Origin of the sequence: Hyalangium versicolor, assembly GCF_020103695.1 — a bacterium.
In the GTDB taxonomy this organism is placed as follows: domain Bacteria; phylum Myxococcota; class Myxococcia; order Myxococcales; family Myxococcaceae; genus Hyalangium; species Hyalangium versicolor.
On sequence record NZ_JAHXBF010000008.1, the window covers coordinates 1 to 19,758 of the forward strand.

The following is a 19,758-nucleotide window of genomic DNA, read 5'->3' on the forward strand; positions in this document are numbered from 1 at the left end:
CGGTGTCGGCGTCCATCTACCTCGCCCACCGGCGCGAGGAGGCCTATCCCGACCCGGAGCGCTTCCGCCCCGAGCGGTTCCTCGATCGGACCTTCAGCCCCTTCGAGTTCCTCCCGTTTGGCGGCGGCGCCCGGCGCTGCCTCGGGGCGGCCTTCGCCGCATTTGAGATGCGAGTCGTGCTGGCCACGCTGGTCCGCGCCGCCCGCTTCCGCCTCCACGGCGACCCGGCCATCCGCGTCGTCGCGCGGAACGCCGTGGTCGGGCCCTCCCGGCCCATCCAGCTGGCGCTGGAATGATGCGTCGAGGCGCACGGCCGGCCGGCCTTGCCCGATTTGACGGGTCAGGGGTTGGAGTGATGGGGGCACTCTCTCCCTTTCTCCCACCCGGAGCCCGGCCAGCGCGGCGAGGGCGAGCTCGGGGAGCCGCGGCCGAGCACTGCTCGCCCGAGGCGCGGGAGAGCGCGGTGCAGCGACATTGAGCACTCCAGCCGCGGGCAGCGCGATGGAGGTCACGCCACCATTCAGGGCCGTCCCAAGCTGGAATCCAGCCTCGGCCTTCGCGCCGGCTCGGGCAGGGTGATGGTGAGGAACAGGGCCAGAGCGGCCGAGGTCATCACGGCCTTGAGCGCCGCTGGGTTCAGCATCTTGCCGACCTCGGCCTCGACGCTCTCCCGCAGGGAGATTGGGAAGCGCGACATCCTGACTTTGGGGGCTGACTACTTCAACACGGAGAGGCCACCGGTACCGACTGGTCGGTACCGGCATGCCCTCCTGAGAGAGGAGCACCGTCTCACGGATGAGATCGTGGCTCCCGTGAGGTGCAGGTGTACTCCGCTGGGAATCCAAGGGGTTGCCCTTCCCGCCGGTCTTTCCGGTGCGTGCGCTGCCTCGCAAGGCCCGAAGATTCCAGGGCAATTCGCAACCGTCTCACGGACTGGACAGGTGTCTCACGGTTGAGACGGTTTTCGTGGGGCCCTGTCGCGCAAGTGCCTGTGTTGCGGAGGAGACAGGCGTTGGCCCGTTCCGTGCTGAAGGCTTGAGCACGGCCGCCGCGGAAAGCGAGCGGCTGGGGAGAGACATGGTGTCTCTCCGAGGGGGATAAACAGATGTTCCAGTTGTTTCAGACGAAGTCGAAGGACATGAGCAACTCCGTGCGGCAGGCACTCTCGCAGGACATGACGCTGGAGCAGGTGCGCGTGGCCCTGATCCAGCTGATGGGGGAGGAGAGCCGCAACCATTACCGGATGGGGGAGCTGTACAACTACGTGGTGGACAAGAAGCTTGCGGAGCTGGCCGGCTTCAAGGATGCGCGCGACTACTTCCTCCAGAACCTGAAGGACTTGTCGCAGACCACGTTGAGCTCGTACGGCACGGTGGCGCGGAAGTTCAGCGAGGAGGTCGCCTGGCGCTACGGCGTGACGTGCCTGACGTTGTTGCTGACCTACAAGGAGATGGCGGGGCTGAAGGTGGACCATGAGGCGCCGGGCGAGGCCCTCATCGAGGTGCCGGACGCGAAGGGGGTGTTGACGGCCAAGCCCTTCTCGGCGTGCAGCGTGGAGGAGATGCGCCAGGCGATCCGAGCCAAGCGCAAGCCCACGTCGAGCAAGCCGCTGACGGCCGAGGATGTGGCGCTGGCGGATCAGGTGGGCAAGGCGGTGGTGAGCCGGTTCCAGAAGGGCGATCCGGTGAAGGTGCAGCTGCGTAATCACCAGGGCGAGGCGGTGCTCGACATCCAGGGCATCCCGCTGTCGAAGCTGGCCCAGCTGGTGGAGGCGCTGACGGCGGATGGGGGCGCTGCGCTCAAGGCGCCGCAGTAAGAGCCTCCAGTGGAGGAGCTGATGCAGGAACGGCGGCACCGCGCTCTGGACACAGGGGCGCGGTGCCGTTGGCTTTGAAGCTTCCTCTGGCTGGACGGAGGAAAGGGGCTCGCTCGTGCCGGGCTCACCGGACGCACGCCAGCGGCCTGCTCCACCGCGCTGCGGCATTGCCACCATGGCGCATTTTTCTCGCGGTAAATAACGCTCATACTCCTTGCGAAGTCCTGAGACATCCGCTCTTCTGTCGAAAACGCCCTGACGCTCTTCGATGTCTGTCATTGCGCCTGGGCTTCCCCCCTGTGTAGTGCCCCTGCTTCGATGGAAAAGCCCTTTGTCACTGAGGATGGGTGTTACGTCCACTGCATCTACTGCGCGACGCCCCTTCCTGACTCGGTCGAACGACACCGCATGTCCGAGTTCACTCACCGAGCACCGCACGCACGTGAGCCGGTTGGATGCCCGGCGTGCGAGCTGAAAATCACCGACGCCCCGGTCGAAGCGCCTCCCGCCCGATTCAAAGGCTGGAAGTCATGCATGCATTGCGCGAAGGCGATTCGCAAGATGGCGCTCTACTGCCATCACTGCTTGAAGTGGCAGGACAAGCCCTTCGAGCGCACAATCCAGCGGATACCCGCGAAGTTGGGGTGGTGGGATCGCCAGCTCCGGTCGATCCAGAACTTCTTCCTGCAGCTGCTGTGGAGCCGGATGCGGAGAATGTGAGCACGCAGCCCGGGTTCGTCCGGTGAGGACACGTCAGAGGCCGTGCTCCGGATCCACCTGGCGAGCCGGGAGCGCGCCGCCGGTGACGATGGCTCGAGAGTCGGAAGGCGGTAGACGGGCTTCGAGCCTGGGCTCCGCGTAGAGGATGTCGAGCATCCAGTACGTGGGCGCGCGATCCGGTGCCACTCCGTGAGCGTCTTCTGCATGGGCAGCGAGCTGTCCGGACGTCCCGGCATGTGGAACTCCGGCATGAAGAACTCGTGGCAGCCGCCGCAGAACTCGGAGGAGCCCAGCCGAGGCTCCTGGCGGATGGGGTGGGCCTCGAGCGCATCCTTCGAGGGAGCCCGGCCCGTGAGGAGCTCTCCTCCGCGGATGTGGCAGGTGGCGCAGTTGACGCCCTCGGAGAGGAGCGCGGGCTCCGGCCCCTGCCGGGTGAGTGCCTGGGCGCGCTGCTCTGCCAGCGGCGCGTGGCAGTGCACGCACCATGAGGAGCCGGTGTCGCGAAAGGACTGGGTGAAGAGGGAGTTGGACCAGGCCAGCGCGTGGCGAGAGCGTGACCACTCCTCGTAGGTGCGCTCGTGGCACGGCTGGCACTCCCTGGCGGAGAGCTCAGCGGCGGGCTTCCCGGTGCGCACGGGGCCGTGGCCTTGCGAGAACAGCGGCGCCTGCGCGAGGGCGAGAGCGATCCAAGCCAGCGGGCTCATGATTCAGCGGGCGGCTTTGCTCTTGGGGGAGGAGCGACGAAGTGGGCTTCGGTGGGGTCGCGCATGTTTCCATCGCCCAGGCGCCCGATCAGCACGAAGCGCTTGCCGCTGGGGGACAGGATGAGGCTCTCGATGGTGGGAATCCAATGTCCGGCACCTATCGGTGACCACGTGACGGGGCCCAGAGGGAACTCGGCCAGCCGGGGGAGCCTTGCTCGGTGGGTTCCGAGGTATCTCGCGGAGGCGCGGAGCTGGGCCAGCCATCTTCTCTTCCGGCCTGCGCTTGTGATACTCCATGGGTTTAAAACCTGTTGGGTTTAATGGAGTCCACCATGAACGAGAAGACCCTGCGCAAGCCGAATGAGTCCGAGCAGCCGTTGAAGGACGGAGCCCTCCCCGGGCTCTCCCCAGAGAGCAAGAAGGATCCATTCCAGAAGGTCTTGAAGCGGCTGGGGCGGGACCTGGCCACGCTCAGCCGGATGCTTGAGGAGATGCCCTACGACTCCTTCTCGGTGGGGCGCGTGAACTTCGAGATCCTCCGGGTGCTGGAAGAGCGCAGCAACGGAGAGCAGGTGCTGCTGGCCGCTCGCCGTCTCCGTCATGGGCTCGCCGGGCACGTGGTGGTCAAGCGCCTGCAAGACCCGGTGCGCTTCGAGCTGCGGCAGCGCCTTGTCGAAGAGGTGCAGCTCGCCTTTCGGCTCCACCACCCCGTCATCGCCCAGGTGCATCACCTCCGGGTGTTGGAGAAGGTGCCCTACGTCATCATGGAGCACGTGGACGGGCCGAGGCTCGACTCGCTGATCAGCGCGGCGGCCATGCTGGACCGTGCGTTGCCTGTGCCCTTCGTCCTCTATCTCGCTTCCGAGGTGGCTGATGCGCTGCACTATGCGCACACGCTGACGGAGGAGGAGGGGGGCCGTCCGCTGGGACTCATCCACCGGGACGTGAGTCCACGGAACATCCGCGTGGACAAGAAGACCGGGGCGGTGAAGCTGACGGATTTCGGTGCGGCCTTCTCCAAGCGGGTAGGGCGGGAGGAGACGCCCGGGCGGCTGCTCAAGGGCGATCTGCTCTACGCCTCGCCCGAGTACCTACTGGGCGCCGAGATGGATGCGCGCTCGGACATCTTCTCCCTGGGGCTTGTGCTGCTGGAGGCGCTGACGAACAGGAACCTGTTCAACGTGGAGGACTCGCAGCCCGTGTCCGAGAGCGCGACGAAGGGCTCCGCGACAGCGGACGAGACACCCTCCCTGCCCCTGGTCCGGATGATCACCCTGGCGGAGCAGTACACCGCGCAGGATGTGGAGCGCGCGGTGGCGGATCTGCCGGAAGGGCTCCAGGCCATTCTCCGCCGTGCCCTGGCACGGTCCCCCGCTGATCGGTACGCGACGGCCGGGGAGATGCGCAGCGAGCTGCATGCCCAGCTCGTCGCGCTGGCTCCCGGCTATGGACGGAAGGAGGCGGCTGAGGAGGTGGCGCGGCTGTTCGCCGAGGCCAGCACCCGGCGGGATGTCGCCGAGCTGGTGGAGGGTGGCATCTACCCGGCAGGCCTGGACGCGCACGAGCGGGTGCCCGGGAGCGATGCGCGCCGCGTGTAGCGCGCCCTCACCCCGTCAACGCAGCAGGGCGCGTGCCATCGTGAGGAGCGCCTGGCGCTTGGACTCGTCCAGCTTGCGAGCCAGAGAGAGGAGCTGATGCACCGACGGTGGATCCTCCTCCGAGCGCCGGGCCTTGCCACCGCGTGGGGGCCGGGCTCGCCCGAGCAGCTCATCCGAGGTGGTGCGCAGCGCATCACATAGCCGCACCAGGGTGGGGACGCTGGGCAACATCTTCGCGTTCTCCAGGCGGTTGTAGACCATGTGAGCAATGCCCACCATCTCGGCCACCTGGGCCTGCGTGAGCCCCAGCCGCTCGCGTGCGCCGCGGGCCGCCTGTCCTACCGACTTGGCCAGCAGCTCGCTCATGGCGTGGACGCGGGCTGGGACGGCTCCGGGAGCACATGGCCCATGAGCACGTCGGTGGGGGTGCGGAGGAGCTGGGACAGGTGCACCAGCGTCTGGACGCTGGGCAGCAGCAGCCCTCGCTCCAGGCGGCCGTAGGCCACGGGTGGCAGCTCGATGGCGCGGGCGACCTGCTCCGGCGTGAGCTGCGCTCGCTGGCGCGCGGCGCGCACGGCCTTTCCGAATGCAGCGGCGAAGAGTTCCGGCATGGATGAACCTCGGTGGAAGAGGGGCTGAGCACCGCGCCCAGGCGGCTGCGGGGCTCTATACTCCAAGGGTTGACGGGCGAGTAGACCCAATGCGTCGGTCCTGGCCCGTCGCTCCACTGCCTGTCATCCGCATGAGAGGCACACCCCCAGGATGATTCCGCGGGCTGTTCTGGTAGCGTCGCGCACTACCCAGGAGGTTGAGTCCATGCGCGAGGTTGCTCCCATCACTCCGGTTGCGCCGCCGCTCCTGAGCGAGGGGCCGGCGGGAGTCCGCCCATGAGCGGGCGCGAGGAGGAGGGGGGGCCGGAGGTGTCACCCGGAACGGACGTGGGGGGCTACGTGGTGGAGGCCCAGCTCGGCGAGGGAGGGTTCGGCACCGTGTTCCTTGCGCGGCGGGGAGGTGAGCTCTACGCGTTGAAGCTGCTGCCGTTGGAGGAGGTGGGGGAGTGGGCCGTGCGGGAGCTGCTCAACCTGGCGAAGGTTCGGCACCCCCACGTGGTGCGCCTGCTGGGACACGGCCAGTGGCCGGACAAGGCCCCCCGGTACTTCGTCATCATCATGGAGTACGTGCCGGGCCGGCGCCTGGACGTGTGGGTGAGCACGGAGAACCCCTCGGCGCGCGAGGCGGTGCGCAAGGTGCTGGGCGTAGCGCGGGCGCTGGTGGCCCTCCATGGGGCCAAGGTGGTCCACCGGGATGTGAAGGAAGCCAACATCCTGGTGCGCGATTCCTCCGGCGAGGTGGTGCTGGTGGACCTCGGTGTGGGGGGCGACGAGGAAGCCGGGTGGCGGACCGGTGGTTTGCTGCCGCCAGGGACGCCGGACTATCGCAGCCCCGAGGCCTGGCGCTTCGAGCGGGAGAACAAGGGCGTACCGGGCGCGCACTACCGCTCCATGCCCTCGGATGACCTGTACGCGCTGGGGGTGGTGCTCTACTGGCTGCTGACGAACCGCAGGCCCTTCTACGTGAGGAAGAAGAAGGACGTGGACCCCGTCCTGATCGAGGCGCCCACGCCTCCCCACCTCCTCAACCATCGGGTCCCCGTGGAGCTGAGCGAGCTGTGCCTGCGGCTCTTGGCGAAGAAGCCCGAGGAGCGCCCCGCGGATGCGCAGGAGCTGTGCGAGGCACTTTCGGCGGTGCTGGAACGACAGGAGGCAATCTGGGAGGCGCCGCTGTGTGAAGTCTTCAGCGTGCACACCCTCACCACGCGCCTGGGCCCCGGGGCAGACGAGGTGGCGCACTACCTGAAGGCGTCGCGAGAGGCCGAAGCGCGGCCCCGGCGAGGCGTGCGCCCTCTTGTGGTGGTGGAGGGTGAAGCTCCCGCAGCAGTTGAAGACGCCGCACCTCCTCGCGCCCTTCCTGTCTCTTCTCCCGCCGCGAGCCCTCCCATGCCAGCCATGGCGGCACTGGCCCTTGCCGCTCCACCTGAGGCCCCTGTTGTCCTCTCCGTCGAGGCCGTACCGCCTGCGCCCGTGGCCCCGGTCTCGGCGCCCGATCCAGTTCCGCCGTCACCTGCGAGCGCCAGGGAGCGGCAGCCAGCATCTCGGGCCAGGCGCGTCCCATGGCTGGTGGTGGGGCTGATCCTCACGGGGGTGGTGGGGGGAGGCGGGGTCTGGTTCTGGGCGGCCTCGTCCCGTACCGCCAGCCCGCCACCGTTCGCCGCTGGGACTGACGGAGAGCCGCGCGTCTGGCCCCTCGATGCCACCCCGGAAGTGACCTGGGAGGTAGGCAGGAAAGTGGCGCCGCCCTGGAAGCCGCCGGAAGCTACCGGCCCCGACTTCCTCGTCACCGAGGAGGCAGCTCTCGTGGAGCCCTCCACGTGGAGCGAGAAGGGAGAGGCTTCCATGAAAAATCCGCAGCAGAAGCAGCAGAAGCAGCAGAAGCAGCAGAAGGGCCTCGGTCCCATGGGCAAGGCCATCGCCACGGGGGCATGCATCTCAGCGGCCTGCACTGGGCCCCAGGTGCGCCCCGAGCCTCCCTCCGAGCCATGTCCTCCCGGCGCTCTCAAGACCATGGCCGAGCTGGGCATCAACATCGGCGACGAAGGGGATGCGGTGCTCACCCCTGGACCGGTGGGTCGGATCATGCCCGTGAGGGAGGGGGGGGGGCTCCGCATGCAGTTCCTCGGGAGGCCATTCAAGCCCTTGGGCCCGCAGGCCTTCCTGAAGGGGCGGCTCATCTTTGGGACGGAGCGCGTCTACGGGCGGTTTACGTTGGCACAAGAGAGGGATGGGACCCGCACCTGGCCTGTCTGCTTCGAGTTGGCAGATTCCGACCACGATCGTGGAATGCTGATGGAGAGTGGCTCGACGGCCGACACCGCGATGGTGGAGAACTCTGGAAGGGTGGTAGCGGTGGAGCACTTCCAGTGAGGCTGACCCGGGCGAAGCCCCGGAGCGAGCAGCGCTCTTGAGCGGGAAGGCGTGGTAGAGGCGACCTCCCAGGACGTTACGCCACGTCCCCACTCAGGAGGTTCTGTTTCGTGTTCGACTCGTTCCCTACCGCACCTCTGGCGCTGGCGCTTTTCGTGGGCGCCACTGCCACTGCGCAGCCCCGAGCCGTCCCCTGTGAAACGGGGACACGGCGTATCGAGCTGAAGACGGAGCCCACCGGAGAAGTGCCCGAGCTGTGCATCGGTCCAGAGCTGTCCACCGCGCTCCTCTTCTACGGCGCGGAGCTCCTCGGCAATGGAGTAGCCGTGGAAGGTCGGGAGCGCTTCACGTTGGTGGAGGTGAGCAACACCATGCTCCGGCTGGTGCCCTCGGGACGTGTCATGCCGGGAGAGAGGCTCCGGCTGACGGTCCGCTTCAAGGAGGGAGAGGCCCCGGCGAGCGCGGCTTTCTGGCTGGTGGTGTCCCCCGGACAGGTGGAGCCCCTCGTGGAAGTGTACCGCGAGAAGCGCACCTTGGAGTCCTACCAGCAGGAGGTGCATGAGAAGGACACCCAGCTCCACCAGTGCCAGGAGGACAACAGGAGCCTGCTCGCCGAGAAGGCGAGTCCCGGGCGACTCACGGGTCTGGTCGCCACCGGGCTCATGATTGAGGAGGGGATCCCTCGAAAGAAGATCACCTCAAGCATCGGGATGCACCCTGGGAACGCCGCCGAGGTGGCTCGGGCCTACAGCTATCGCTCCAACCGTACGGTGGCTGTCGTGGTGTGGCTGGGGGGCACCAAGGGAATGCAGCCCTGGCAAGCGGCAAGAGCCGAACTGGTGGGGCCAGGACGCCGCCCGCTGCGAGTGTCCCCACCCTGGCAAGCAGAGCCTCTCAGCGAAGGCGTGCAGAGCCAGCGCGTGGTGATCGAGGCGGACGCCACGGAGGCAGAGAGCCGGGGCACCTTCACGCTCAAACTGTGGGATGCGGAGGGGACCCGGAGCGTCATCGTCACAGGTGTGACGTTCCCGTGAAGCAGCTACCCATCGTTTCTAATCAGCGAACATCCTGATCTTTCTCCCAGAAAGTGACTGCATTGTTCACGACAGGGCCGTCGTCCGATTCATCGCCGGCATAGAAGTTGGCACCGAGCGTGACCCCGAGGAGGAACACCTGTTCGAGTTTCGGGTGGACGGCGAACAGGGGGCCTCCCGAGTCACCCGGCAGCGTCGTATTGGTGTCGCTGGCATCGAGCAAGAGCACCTGTTGGAACTCCTCACTTGTCGAGGCGAGATAACTGGCATCGGGATCCGCGGCCTTGGCTTTCGTCTTGCGGAACTGGAGCGGTCCTCCCGAACTGATGGATGCTTTGGTTGTCTTTCCATAGCCCGCCTGCAAGAGTGTGTACCCCTTCATGGGGTCCTGGGACTTGATCAGCTTCTTGAGGTTTGCGAGGGAGAGCGATTCCCAAGGAGACTGGTTCTTCTTCTTCCAAGGCGGCGCCTTGCCCTTCTGCAGGAGCCCTTTGTAATCGGCCAGGATTTTTGTCACTGCACCAGCAAAGGCGAGGTTGCTGACCATGAGGCTGCAGGCATCCCAGCCTGTCGCGGTGGCGGTGCTGTAAGACACACCGTTGATCGAGACAGAGATGGGCTCCTTGCCGGGAGGCGTCAGGACTACTCGAACGTTGGCACGGAACGTCTTGACCATCTCGAACGTGATTTTGTCGTCATTTCTCCCGGTCTGGATCTGGATGTTGTGCGCTGCCGTCCGGATGAACACACGCTGGCCCTCGACACGGTAAACGACTCCGGAGCCTGTGAAGGCACCCGTCGAGAGCTTTACGGTCAGGCCTCGCATGAGCTTGTGGTATTGCGGTCCTGACCAGGTTTCCCCTTCCATCGCCTTTGCGATGTCAGCCAGGTAGGTTTCGGTCTCATCGTTGCCAGTTGTATTCATGGTGACCTCACGACATGACGAGAGTCTTACTCGGGCGCGCCTTGTTCGATCCAGGTGTAGATGAGATCGATCTCCTCATCCGGAATGGGCGGGAAACCCAGGGGCATGCCCATCAGCGCCGCATCGTAGTGCCCGTCCAGCTCGGTGTGGCGGGCCAGAAGGCTGGCGACCAGCCTGGGCGTGCCATCCTCCTGCCGATCCGGGAGCCCGCGGAACTGGCCGTCTCTCTTGATTCCGCGGAGGATGCCCGCCCGGGTGGCCAGATCGAGCGAGACGCCCTCGTAGCCGAACCCACCGGAGTTTCCAGGCCCTCGATCTCCAGGCCGGTTCGTGGCGGAGTGGCAGTGAAAGCACAGGTGGCGCGAGAGCTTCTGTGCGACCTCCGGGTAATGCACCTCGTGCTCGAGCAGCCGAGGCTTGTACGCGGGCCGCGGCGCTGCTGCCATCTCCGGCAGCGGTTCGGAGAGGAAGGCCGCCAGATCCTCGACTTCCTTCGCGGTGAACGGGAAGGAGGGCATCTCGGTGTCGGGGAGGACGCGCTGCGGATCGGTCAGCCAATTCCGCAGTTGCGAGAGCGACATGCGGCTGCGCACGTATCGCAGGTCTGGGGCTCGCCTCCGTGCCGAGGGGCTGCGGAACTCCGGCGCACCGTAGCGCAGCGAGGCGAGCGGAGAATCTCCGCGGTAGTGGCAGCGCGCGCACTGGCTCTTCTCGTAGAGCGCTCGGCCCGCGGCCGCGTCACCTCGCGTGGGCTCCCCTGAGTCCTCCTCGCTCACCGCGAAGAAGTCGGCGATGAGCCCGGCTTCCCGCGGGCCGATCTTCAGCTTGGGCATGGTGGCCCCGTACAGCGGCCTCACCACGTGTGGCGCCTGGAGCCAGGCGGTGAGCCAACTGCGCTTGACGCGCTTCCCCAGCGAGCCCAGATCCGGAGTCCGCATCAAGTGCGTGAGGTTCTCTTTCCACCGAGCGACGTCCTCCGTCTCGTACCAGAGGTCGAGCCGCCCGGCGGTGATGGCCTGGTGACACGTTACACAGTTCTCGCTCAGTCGTGCCGAGGCCGGCTCGATGCCGGGCACCACGTGGCATCGATTGCACTGGAAATGTTCCACTGCGTCCCGCGGTGTTTCGAGCGACTGCCTCGTGGGAGCCAGGTTGCGAGTCCGCAGGCGGAGCGCCAGCACATCGGAGTCGCGGACCAGCACGAAGCCGACGCCGGCTGTCACCAGCAGGAGCGCGATGCCAGCCAGGTAGGAGGACAGAAGGGAGCGCGTGGACACGATGGGGCTCCAGGCGGCTGCTCAGTACTGGTTCTGCTCGTTGTATTCATCCACTCCCATGAAGGTGATTCCCGACTCCTGGGAGCAGAGGTTGGGGAGGATCAGCCCGTCGCGGGTCTTGCCAACCACTCCCGCCAGAAAGAGAGAGGTGATCACCAGGGCAATCAGGGTGAGGCTGCTCTTGCTGCTGAATCCTCGTGTGTTCAACCGCTGGAAGAGTTCGGCCTGCAGGAGGAAGAGGACGAGAGGGCTGGCCACCAGCGCGAGCAGCAGGAGGGTACTCATCGAGCACCTGGCCACTGCGTCACCGCTCAGGGAGAGGATGGGCACACCGGCCGTGATCGTTACCAACAGCAGGATGAGGGCGACGCCCACCAGCAGGAAGAAGCTCCGGCGGAACTGTGACGGTTCTTCTTCCTCGTCGAACGGGCCGATCACGTTCTTGAGGACGACGCGATTCAAGAACACTGCCCCCACGGTCCAGGAGACCAGGTCGACCCCGATGGGCAGGGAGATGCCGGCGTCCATCGAGTTGCCACATGCGAGCGCGGGCAGAGACCCGAGGACCGTGCCGCAGAAAACGATGGGGATGTGGGCGCGGGAAAGCATCTCCCCAGAGTAGCAGATCCAGGAGCGACCCCGGCGCCTTCCTCCTGGGGCGCCACCCTCATGCGGCTACCAATCCGGATGGCACCCAAAGGGTTTGTCTGGTGAGGGCTGTCGGCATCGGAACCCCTCGGCGCACACGGCGGAGCCCTGTGGATCGCACGCCGGTATGCATTTCCAGCCGTCGCAGACCTTCCCAGCGGAGCAGGGCGGAGAGTCTTTGCCACACTCTTCGACACACCAGTTCCATGCCTTCCCGGGGTGCTTGGGGTGAGGGAGCACATGGCACCACTGGCTCTCAGGACAAGGCGACTGCTGGCAGTTAGCGCCATACACGTGCGCGCATTGAGAGGTGCCATCGTCGTAGTGGATGCACTCCTGGTCTGCGGGGCATCCTCGCTTCGCGCATGTGGGTAGACACATGGGCTCGGGAGTGGCGTCTGCGCAGAAGAAGCCCTCGGGACACTCCGCCTCCACTCCCAGGTGACATGGGCGGGCGCACCAACCATTGGTACCCCCGCACAGAAGCCCGGACGCGCAGGCGCTCTGCTGGTCATCTGGCACTGGGGAACAGTTCTCACCCTCTTGGCGCGGGCCCAAGGGGACGCAGAAGCGTACCAGCGGCCCATGTTCCTCCGTGGCAAGGTTGCGGCAGACCTGACCTTCCGGGCACTGCGCGTCCGTGGTGCATCGGCTGTCGGTGCAGAGCGCCTGCTTGTAGCGGGACTGATGCAAGCAGCCCAGCGGTGGCTCGCACTCGGCACTGGCGCGGCAGGGCCTTCCGTACGTGATGAGCCGCATGCGCTGTTCAATGTCTAGCATCGGGCTGATGCGCATCCCGGGTAGGGCGTCAATCGCCACCTCTGATTGGAAGAATGCGCCCAGGAGCAGCACGAGCGGCAGAGCCAGGAACACGCCCGCGCAGATGCTGAGGAGCATGCGCCAGTTCATCCGCCGCACTCTTCACATTTCTTGGGATTCCTATTGGGGCCGTTACATACCTCGTCTCTATACGTATCCGAGCAGCTCTTGATGATGAGGTTTTCCTGTGCGTCCTTGCGGACAGCCCTGGAGATGCGGCCGTCCTTGCCGAACTCAGAGGGGCAACCGGGCATCACCATGGCTGAAAGGACGACCACTCCCGCTGTGAGCCACCGCATGCGAGCCTCCATGGGCACTTCTCGACGCTACCAGCACGGCTCTCGCCGCGTCCACGCTGCGGTGTAGCACGCGGAGGAGACCTGGAGCATCATAGGCCCCGGCGTGGCGTTCCCGTAACGGGGTTACCAATCGGGATGGCACCCAAAGGGTGAATCCGGCCAGGGCTGGCGACACTGATACCCCTCGGCGCAGACGGCGGGGCCCTGCGGGTCGCAAGCCGGAACGCATTCGTACTCGCTGCAGACCTGCCCAAAGACGCACGAGCCTACCTGCGCCGCTCCCGCAACGTCCACGCCACGGCACGTGGAAAGGACAAGTCTGCGGGCGCAGCGCCAGCACGTTCCGTGCGCTGCTGGCCGACGGTCGTGGCTGCAGGCGCCGAGCGTGATCTTGGTTCTACTTCCTACCAAGATAGCCTATTAGCCAACACTGTCTTTAGTTCTCCTGTATGCGCGGCGAACGAATCTGCGACCCTGTGGGCAATCCGTGAGTTCAACGGGCCTAACTCGCCAAGGAGTCACCATGAGGGTGCTGGGAGTACGAACATTGAGCATCGTTGCTGCTCTGTGGATGGCGGCCATCACTGGCTGTGGCGCTGCTTCAGAGGGAGCCGAAGCCGAGGAGATGAAAAGCATCACCCAAGAGATCCAACAATGCGACTTCAACAACGATCCCTACTGTAAGGTCGTTGGACAGGTCTGCATCAAGTGCGCGAACATTTGTGCAACACCATGCGACCCGGTTCATCCAAATTGTGGCCCCGGAAAGATTTGCATCCCGAACTGTTACACCCTTGATCCAGCTTACTACTGTTCCTTCAGCTACGACTCCTGTGATTTCTGCAACCAATAGAACGGGGTCGCTACGCACAGGAAAATGGGTGCGTTGAGAGCTGGCTTCGGTAGACCTTACACCTCCCAAAAATCACCCCCGTTGGGGCGCTCACACCTCGCAGGGGCACGAGAACTTGGCAGCTCCAGTGCGTGCGGCGAAGCTCAAGAGATGATTCAGGACGCAGCGGGACGCTGCCAGCGCATCCCAGAATTGAAGAACCTGGGTGGGGCTGACGGACTGCGCCAACACTCCCCGCGTCCGTGCCTCGGAAGAGGAGGAGCCGCCAGCGCCGCAGGAGCGGCCGGAACTGTTCACCGCTCGGGGGGGGGCCAGGCTCGGCGCGGCCCAGGAGTTCTTCATCGCGCTGGCGACTGGCGTGGTCGCTGGCAAGTTGATGAACGCCACGCGGCCTGTGCCTGGGTATCGACTCAACACGGACCGTCCCATCAGCCCCAGCCCCAGCCCCAGCCAGAACGCGCAACTCCAGAGGGACATCAAGTTTCTAGAAGAGCGAGGCGCCACGAACATTCGGGTGAACCAGCAGCAACTGACGCTCAGGAACGGCCAACGCGTGGGAATCAATCGGCCGGACCTGCAATTCGATTACAACGGTCGGCGCTACTCTGTGGAGTACGACTCACCTTCTTCGGGCCGAGGCCCTGGCCACCAGGCGCGCCTCACCGCCAACGATCCGGAAGCCACCATCATCCGGATTATCATCCCTGAGCCAAGAGACGTGACTCCATGACGCAAGAGATGAAGGGACTGCTGCTGGAGGACCGCTGGGCGCCTGTCACTTCAGAGATGGGCTTTCTGGAACTGGGAGCGGAGCAGGCGGCGCGAGCCTTCGCCACGTGGCATGGCGAGCTGATGACGCCCCGTGGCATCTCCGTGGAGGTACTTCCCGTCTCGGGCACCCTGGAGCAAGCCCTCTCCAGGCTGCTGCCCCTCACCAGTGGGGAGACACAGCGGCACCTGTTCATTCCGACGCGCAGCCCCTGGACAGCCTATGTCGAGAACGGGTGGACCGGGACGGATGCCGCCAGCCCCTTGCGCTACATGGCTCGGAGGCTGAGCATCCGGTGCCTGCGGGTGGTTGCCGTGCCCCATACGCTGCGCGGGGACCAAGGCCGCTACGGATCGGTGATGCTGGGGGTATACGGCCCGGAGCAGCCGGGGAAGATCAGCAACACTGTGCGTGCCCTGGCCGCTGCCAATGATGGGGGCCGCTGGGTCTTCGAGCAGTCGGGTGAGCCCTTCCCCTTTGAGCAGGTGGAGAAGTACCAGGCACGCCGGCTGAGGGACCGCTTCACCTTTGAGATGCTCAAGGACTACCTGCGCCACCTGGGGCTGGCTTCCTTTGAGGAAGACTTCTACCTGCCTCCGGGCTCCTGCTCGTGGCTCATCCAGAAGACTGGCCCCTTCACCACCGCTGGGCGGGAGTACTCGCTGGAGGAGGCCCGCGCGGCCCGCGTGTTGTGACGCGCTGAGACTCTGCTATCTGCGTGCTCCGGAACGGGTGTCCGGCTTCTTGTCCCTGGGGTGACGTTCCCGTAACGGTGCTACCAATCGGGATGGCACCCAAAGGGTGAATCCGGCCAGGGCTGGCGACACTGATACCCCTCGGCGCATACGGCGGGGCCCTGCGGGTCGCAAGCCGGGACGCATTCATACTCGCTGCAGACCTTGCCCGCTGGACAGGGAGGATCATCCTTGCGGCACCACTGGACACACCAGAGCCACGCTTTGCCGGGTTGCCGTGGATGAGGCATCGCCTGGCATTGTCGGCCGTCGGGACAAGGCGACTGCTGGCAGTTGGGCCCGTAGACGTGAACACACTGGGAGGAGCCCTCAAGGAACCGGATGCACTGCTGGTCTGAGGGACATCCTTGCTTCTCACAGGTCGGCAGGCATGTGGGCTGCGGCTCAGTGTCCGCGCAGAAGAAGCCCTTGGGGCATTCCGCCTCGGTGCCCAGGTGGCATGGGCGACTGCACCAACCGTCCCTCCCGGCGCATACAAGTCCGTCCACACAGGCGCGCTGCTGATCTGCTGGCGCTGGATCACAGTTCTCCCCCTCCTGGCGGATGCCCACGGGGATGCAGAGTCGCACGAGCGGTCCATTCCTCCTCGCAGCGAGTTCGCGGCAGACCTGTCCGTCCGGGCACTGCGCATCAGTGGCACACTGGCTGTCGGTGCAGAACGCGTGCCTGTACCGGGACTGATACAAGCAGCTCAGTGGTGGGTCGCACTCAGCACCTGACAGGCAACGCCGTTTGTATGTTGGCAGCCGAGCGCGTTGCTCGCTGTCGAGCATCGGGGTGATTCGCGCGACTCCTGACTCTGCGGGTTCGAGTATTGGACGAAGGAGTATCCCCAGCAGCAGCCAGAGCGGCAGCGGCAGGAGCACGCCCGCGAAGACGCCGAGGACCACTCGCCAGTTCATGGGCCGCCGCACTTCTCACACTCATAGCGATTGCTATTGGGGCCATTGCCGCACACTTCCGCTTTCCACGCATCCGAGCAGTGTGTGAGTTCCAGCAGGTTCTCCTGCGAATCGTTGTGGACGGCCTTGGACACGCGACCGCTCTTGCCGAATTCAGAGGGGCAGCCGGTTGTTGCCGTGACTGAAAGGACGACCACTCCCATTGGGAGCCACCTCATGCGAGCCTCCACGAACGATTGTTGACGCTATCAGTGGGTAGGCCGCAGCGTCCACGCCACGGGAAGAGGTTCCCAAGCACCCCGCCGGGGGAACTTGGCACCAGCCCTCACTCCCCCTGCGCCCAGCCCTTCGCGTGCTAGGGTCGGGCATGCCCACACCGCTCACGGTTCTCCGTCTCCTCTCGCGACTCGCCACCGTGGGCTGGCTCATCTGTCTGCTGCCTGCCGCTGCCCGAGCGGAAGCTCCGCCCGCCACCTACCGCGTCGTGGATGCGACGCCAGCCTTCTGGCGCTACTGGGAGCACGCGCGGGAACTCGATCAGGCGGAGCAGGTGCGGCTCTTCCTCGAGCAGGTAGTGGCGGCCTATCCCGACCTCTACACCGCCAGGGTGCTGGGCCTCGACGAGAAGCGCCCCCTTCGTGAGGAGCTCGCGAAGCGCTACCCGAAGTATTTCCAATTCGTGTCCCCCCACTTCGACACGATGAGCCGGCTCTCCAAGGAGCTGCAACAGAAGCTTCCTCTCTACGAGGCCCGCTTCCGCCACGAGTTCCCAGACATGAGCTACACGGGTGAAGTCTATTTCCTCAACTCGCTGGGAGCGTTCGACGGAGCGACCCGAGAGGTGAAGGGCAAGACGGCGCTGCTCTTTGGGGTGGAGATGATCGCTGCCATCTACGGCCCGACAGCAGACGTGGAGCCCTTCTTCGACCACGAACTCTTCCACATCTACCACAAGCAGTTCATGGACCCCGGCGCCGAGGACACCCTGGCCGCCGCCCTGTGGCGCGAAGGACTGGCCACGTACGTCGCCCAGGCCCTCAACCCCAACGTCTCCGAGCGCATCCTCTTCGGGCTCCCCGAGGACATGCCAACCCGGGCGCGTCCCTTGCTGCCGAAGCTGGCCGCGGAGCTGCGCGCGAAGCTCGACTCGCAGGCTCCCGAGGAGTACGCGGCCTTCTTCCTGGCGAACGCGCCTCGGCAGGACATCCCTGCCCGGAGCGGGTACTTCGTCGGCTATCAAGTAGCTCGCGAGCTGGCGCGCACGCGCACCCTGGCGGAGCTGGCACACCTGCACGGCTCGCAGCTGCGAACCGCCCTCGTGGAGGCGCTGCGTCGGCTCGAGGCACCCCCATCCCGAGCAGCGCTCCCCCGGCCGCAGCGCCTTCCAAACGGTAGGTTCATCGCAAGCCTCGTCCCGGGAACGAGTTGACAAATAGTGCGCTGAATGTCAAAGTGCCTATATGTCAGCAGCCCTGAATGAGGACGAGGCCGCCGCGCGCCGCTCGAAGATCCTGCTCGCCGCGCGGTGGTGCTTCCTCAACTTCGGCCTGGCGAAGACGTCGTTCGAGGACATCGCCAAACGCGCGAACCTCTCGCGCACGCTGCTGTACCGGGTCTTCAAGGACAAGGAAGACATCTTCAAGGCCGTCTTCGTGGACTGGCTGGTCTCGCAGCATCCCGCGGCGAAACAGGCGGCGGCCGCGCCAGGCAGCCTGTACGAACGCTTGCTCAATGTCTGCCGCCTGATGGTGCTCGACCCTTGGGCAGAGATGGTCGGCGCGCCCATGGGGCGTGAGTTCTTCGACACCTGCGAGCGGATCGATCCCGACGTCGAAGCGCAGCACCGCCAGCTCTTGCTGCAATGCGTGTCCTCGATCCTGGGGGATGAGGCGAGCGCGGAAGTCTTCCTCCTCGCCTTGGACGGCCTCCTGGCGGATGTGCCCACGACGGAGGTGCTGGAGCAACGAGCGCGGATTCTCGCGGCTCGCTTCGTCCCCCCCATGAAAGAGAAAGGGAAGCGGAAATGAGCACCCACGGAGGTTCTCCGCTGAGAGTCATTGTCTTCGGCGCGACCGGCATGGTCGGCGCTGGGGCCCTGCGCGAAGCGCTCAACGCGCCCGAAGTCGGATCGGTGCTCAGCATCGGACGACAGCCATGCGGCGTCGACCATCCGAAGCTGCGTGAACTCCTGCTGCCCGATCTCTTCGACTTCGCCGCCGTCGAGAACCAACTCGTCGGCTACGACGCCTGCATCTGGGCGGTGGGCATCAGCTCCGTGGGCCTCGATGAGGCCGCTTACTCCCGGGTGACCGAGGAGTTGACGCTCGTCTGGGCGCGCGCTCTCCTCCGGCTGAACCCGGGGCTCTCCTTCTGCTACTGCTCCGCGGCTGGTGCCGGAGGCAATTCGATGTGGGCACGCGTCCGGCAGCGCGTCGAGGGCACGCTGAAGTCGATGCCGTTCCGACATGCCGGCGCCGTCCGCCCTGGCTTCATCCGGCCTGGCCCGGGCATTCGCAGCCGCACGCGCCTCTATCAGGTGGGCCTTGTCCTGCTGAAGCCGATCTTCCCTCTCGTCTCGCTCCTCGCGCGGGTCTTTCCGTCCCTGGGCACCACCTCCGAGAGTCTCGGCCGAGCGATGCTTCGCGTCGTCGAAGGGCGGGCCGATCGGTTCATCCTCGAGTCGGCCGACATCAACCGAGTCGGAGCATGAGTCCGATGGCGCGCACGCTGCGCGGTGCCAGGATCGGCGTCGTCGTCCTGGTGCTCCTCACGCTCGCTGGGGCCTACCACTTCGGGATCTTCGCGCGGGTCGCCGAACCGAAGGCCCTGGCCGAGACGCTCGTCGAGATGGGAGCGTGGGGCTACCTCGCATTCATCCTCGCGTACACAGTGCTGCAGCCGTTCGGCGTCCCGGGGACGATCTTCGTCGTCGCGGCACCGCTGATCTGGCCATGGCAGACGGCCTTTGCGCTCTCGATGATCGGGACGATGTGCGCGAGCGTCGTCGGCTTCTCGTTCGCGCGCTTCGTGGCGAAGGACTGGATCTCGGCTCGCATTCCCGCACGGCTCCGCAAGTACGACGAGTCACTCGCGCGGAACGCATTCCAGACCGTCGTCGTCCTGCGCCTGATTTTCTGGATGCCGCAGGTGCTTCATTCTTTCTTCGGCGTCTCGAAGGTGGGGTTCTGGACCCACTTCTGGGGTTCGCTCGTCGGCTACGTGCCGCCGCTGCTCCTCGTGAGCTACCTCGGCGGCGAGATGTTCGATGCGTCGGGGAGGCTTCAGACCGATGCGTGGCCTATCCTCGCCGGACTGCTCATCGCTTCGTTGCTCATCGCCGCGCTCGCCCGAACCTACGAGCGCCGTCGTCTCTCTGGAGGGCCCCGAAGCTCGCGGCCGGCCCGTGGACGCTGAGCGAGAAGCTCTGCGCCAAGGCTGCGGCTCGCGCATCCCTGGGCTGAGCATGCGACCGAGCCTCCGCTGAGGTTCTCTTTTGCTCATGGAGGATGACTAGGAATTCATTCTTGGCGAGTGGCTGTTTGTAGCGCTCTCCGGGTGGCTTGCTCGGCGCCCGGCAATGCCAAACCACTCCTAGGTTCTCGAAAAGGCTCCATGCGAAAAGGAAAGAGATTTGTCTCGCTGCTGCTGCACGTGCTGA

Annotated in this window: 18 protein-coding genes and 1 pseudogene; 11 read left to right on the forward strand and 8 right to left on the reverse strand. The window is 65.7% G+C overall.

Going from position 1 to position 19,758, the window contains the following annotated elements:
* Positions 1-296: cytochrome P450 (locus KY501_RS17730; RefSeq protein WP_224364361.1), on the forward strand; the 296-nt coding region annotated here is incomplete at its 5' end.
* A gap of 120 nt (positions 297-416) precedes the next feature.
* Here KY501_RS17730 and KY501_RS54565 read toward each other — a convergent pair.
* Positions 417-670, reverse strand: a pseudogene (locus tag KY501_RS54565) (hypothetical protein); the annotation flags it as partial.
* 435 nt (positions 671-1,105) lie between these two features.
* On the opposite strand from KY501_RS54565, the gene KY501_RS17740 reads away from it, so the two are divergent.
* The gene (locus KY501_RS17740) at positions 1,106-1,816 is read left to right on the forward strand and encodes a hypothetical protein (RefSeq protein ID WP_224364362.1); all 711 of its coding nucleotides are present in this window, start codon (positions 1,106-1,108) and stop codon (positions 1,814-1,816) included.
* 578 nt (positions 1,817-2,394) lie between these two features.
* On the opposite strand, the gene KY501_RS17745 is transcribed toward KY501_RS17740, so the two are convergent.
* A complete protein-coding gene (locus KY501_RS17745; RefSeq protein ID WP_224364363.1) occupies positions 2,395-3,240 on the reverse strand; it encodes a multiheme c-type cytochrome in 846 nt (281 codons plus the stop codon).
* A 332-nt stretch (positions 3,241-3,572) separates the two neighbouring features.
* Between KY501_RS17745 and KY501_RS17750 the strand changes: the two genes are divergently transcribed.
* Positions 3,573-4,838 carry a serine/threonine-protein kinase gene (locus KY501_RS17750; protein WP_224364364.1) on the forward strand — a complete coding sequence of 422 codons (1,266 nt, stop codon included), beginning with the start codon at positions 3,573-3,575 and terminating at the stop codon, positions 4,836-4,838.
* A gap of 15 nt (positions 4,839-4,853) precedes the next feature.
* Here the strand turns inward: KY501_RS17750 and KY501_RS17755 are convergent, their stop codons facing one another.
* Both KY501_RS17755 and KY501_RS17760 read right to left on the reverse strand, forming a co-directional pair.
* Entirely contained in the window at positions 4,854-5,204 is a 351-nt protein-coding gene (locus KY501_RS17755) for a helix-turn-helix domain-containing protein (RefSeq protein WP_224364365.1), read from the reverse strand.
* Positions 5,201-5,449 carry a helix-turn-helix domain-containing protein gene (locus tag KY501_RS17760; protein ID WP_224364366.1) on the reverse strand — a complete coding sequence of 83 codons (249 nt, stop codon included), beginning with the start codon at positions 5,447-5,449 and terminating at the stop codon, positions 5,201-5,203. Before KY501_RS17760 ends, KY501_RS17755 begins: the two co-directional genes overlap by 4 nt.
* Before the next feature lie 276 nt (positions 5,450-5,725).
* Between KY501_RS17760 and KY501_RS17765 the strand changes: the two genes are divergently transcribed.
* Positions 5,726-7,819, forward strand: coding sequence for a serine/threonine protein kinase (locus tag KY501_RS17765; RefSeq protein ID WP_224364367.1), 2,094 nt, complete (start codon positions 5,726-5,728; stop codon positions 7,817-7,819).
* 110 nt (positions 7,820-7,929) lie between these two features.
* Complete coding sequence (locus KY501_RS17770; protein WP_224364368.1) at positions 7,930-8,853, forward strand: DUF2381 family protein; 924 nt, start codon at positions 7,930-7,932, stop codon at positions 8,851-8,853.
* A gap of 22 nt (positions 8,854-8,875) precedes the next feature.
* On the opposite strand, the gene KY501_RS17775 is transcribed toward KY501_RS17770, so the two are convergent.
* The 4 genes from KY501_RS17775 to KY501_RS17790 form a co-directional block, all read right to left on the reverse strand.
* The gene (locus tag KY501_RS17775; protein WP_224364369.1) at positions 8,876-9,778 is read right to left on the reverse strand and encodes a hypothetical protein; all 903 of its coding nucleotides are present in this window, start codon (positions 9,776-9,778) and stop codon (positions 8,876-8,878) included.
* A 26-nt stretch (positions 9,779-9,804) separates the two neighbouring features.
* Positions 9,805-11,055, reverse strand: a complete 1,251-nt coding sequence (locus tag KY501_RS17780) for a c-type cytochrome (RefSeq protein ID WP_224364370.1) — start codon at positions 11,053-11,055, stop codon at positions 9,805-9,807.
* A 21-nt stretch (positions 11,056-11,076) separates the two neighbouring features.
* Complete coding sequence (locus KY501_RS17785) at positions 11,077-11,664, reverse strand: hypothetical protein (protein ID WP_224364371.1); 588 nt, start codon at positions 11,662-11,664, stop codon at positions 11,077-11,079.
* 944 nt (positions 11,665-12,608) lie between these two features.
* Positions 12,609-12,821 carry a hypothetical protein gene (locus tag KY501_RS17790; protein WP_224364372.1) on the reverse strand — a complete coding sequence of 71 codons (213 nt, stop codon included), beginning with the start codon at positions 12,819-12,821 and terminating at the stop codon, positions 12,609-12,611.
* A 1,058-nt stretch (positions 12,822-13,879) separates the two neighbouring features.
* Here KY501_RS17790 and KY501_RS17795 point away from each other — a divergent pair.
* The 6 genes from KY501_RS17795 to KY501_RS17820 all read left to right on the forward strand — a co-directional run bounded on the left by KY501_RS17795 (position 13,880) and on the right by KY501_RS17820 (position 19,514).
* Positions 13,880-14,404, forward strand: coding sequence for a hypothetical protein (locus KY501_RS17795; protein ID WP_224364373.1), 525 nt, complete (start codon positions 13,880-13,882; stop codon positions 14,402-14,404).
* Positions 14,401-15,138, forward strand: a complete 738-nt coding sequence (locus KY501_RS17800) for a hypothetical protein (protein WP_224364374.1) — start codon at positions 14,401-14,403, stop codon at positions 15,136-15,138. Before KY501_RS17795 ends, KY501_RS17800 begins: the two co-directional genes overlap by 4 nt.
* A 1,329-nt stretch (positions 15,139-16,467) precedes the next feature.
* Positions 16,468-17,529 (forward strand): DUF2268 domain-containing putative Zn-dependent protease, encoded by a 1,062-nt coding sequence (locus tag KY501_RS17805; protein WP_224364375.1) that lies wholly within the window; start codon positions 16,468-16,470, stop codon positions 17,527-17,529.
* A gap of 31 nt (positions 17,530-17,560) precedes the next feature.
* Positions 17,561-18,127, forward strand: a complete 567-nt coding sequence (locus tag KY501_RS17810) for a TetR/AcrR family transcriptional regulator (protein ID WP_224364376.1) — start codon at positions 17,561-17,563, stop codon at positions 18,125-18,127.
* Positions 18,124-18,810 (forward strand): Rossmann-fold NAD(P)-binding domain-containing protein, encoded by a 687-nt coding sequence (locus tag KY501_RS17815; protein WP_224364377.1) that lies wholly within the window; start codon positions 18,124-18,126, stop codon positions 18,808-18,810. The genes KY501_RS17810 and KY501_RS17815 overlap by 4 nt, the downstream gene beginning before the upstream one ends.
* A gap of 5 nt (positions 18,811-18,815) precedes the next feature.
* A complete protein-coding gene (locus KY501_RS17820; protein ID WP_224364378.1) occupies positions 18,816-19,514 on the forward strand; it encodes a TVP38/TMEM64 family protein in 699 nt (232 codons plus the stop codon).
* The last annotated feature ends 244 nt before the right edge of the window (positions 19,515-19,758 follow it).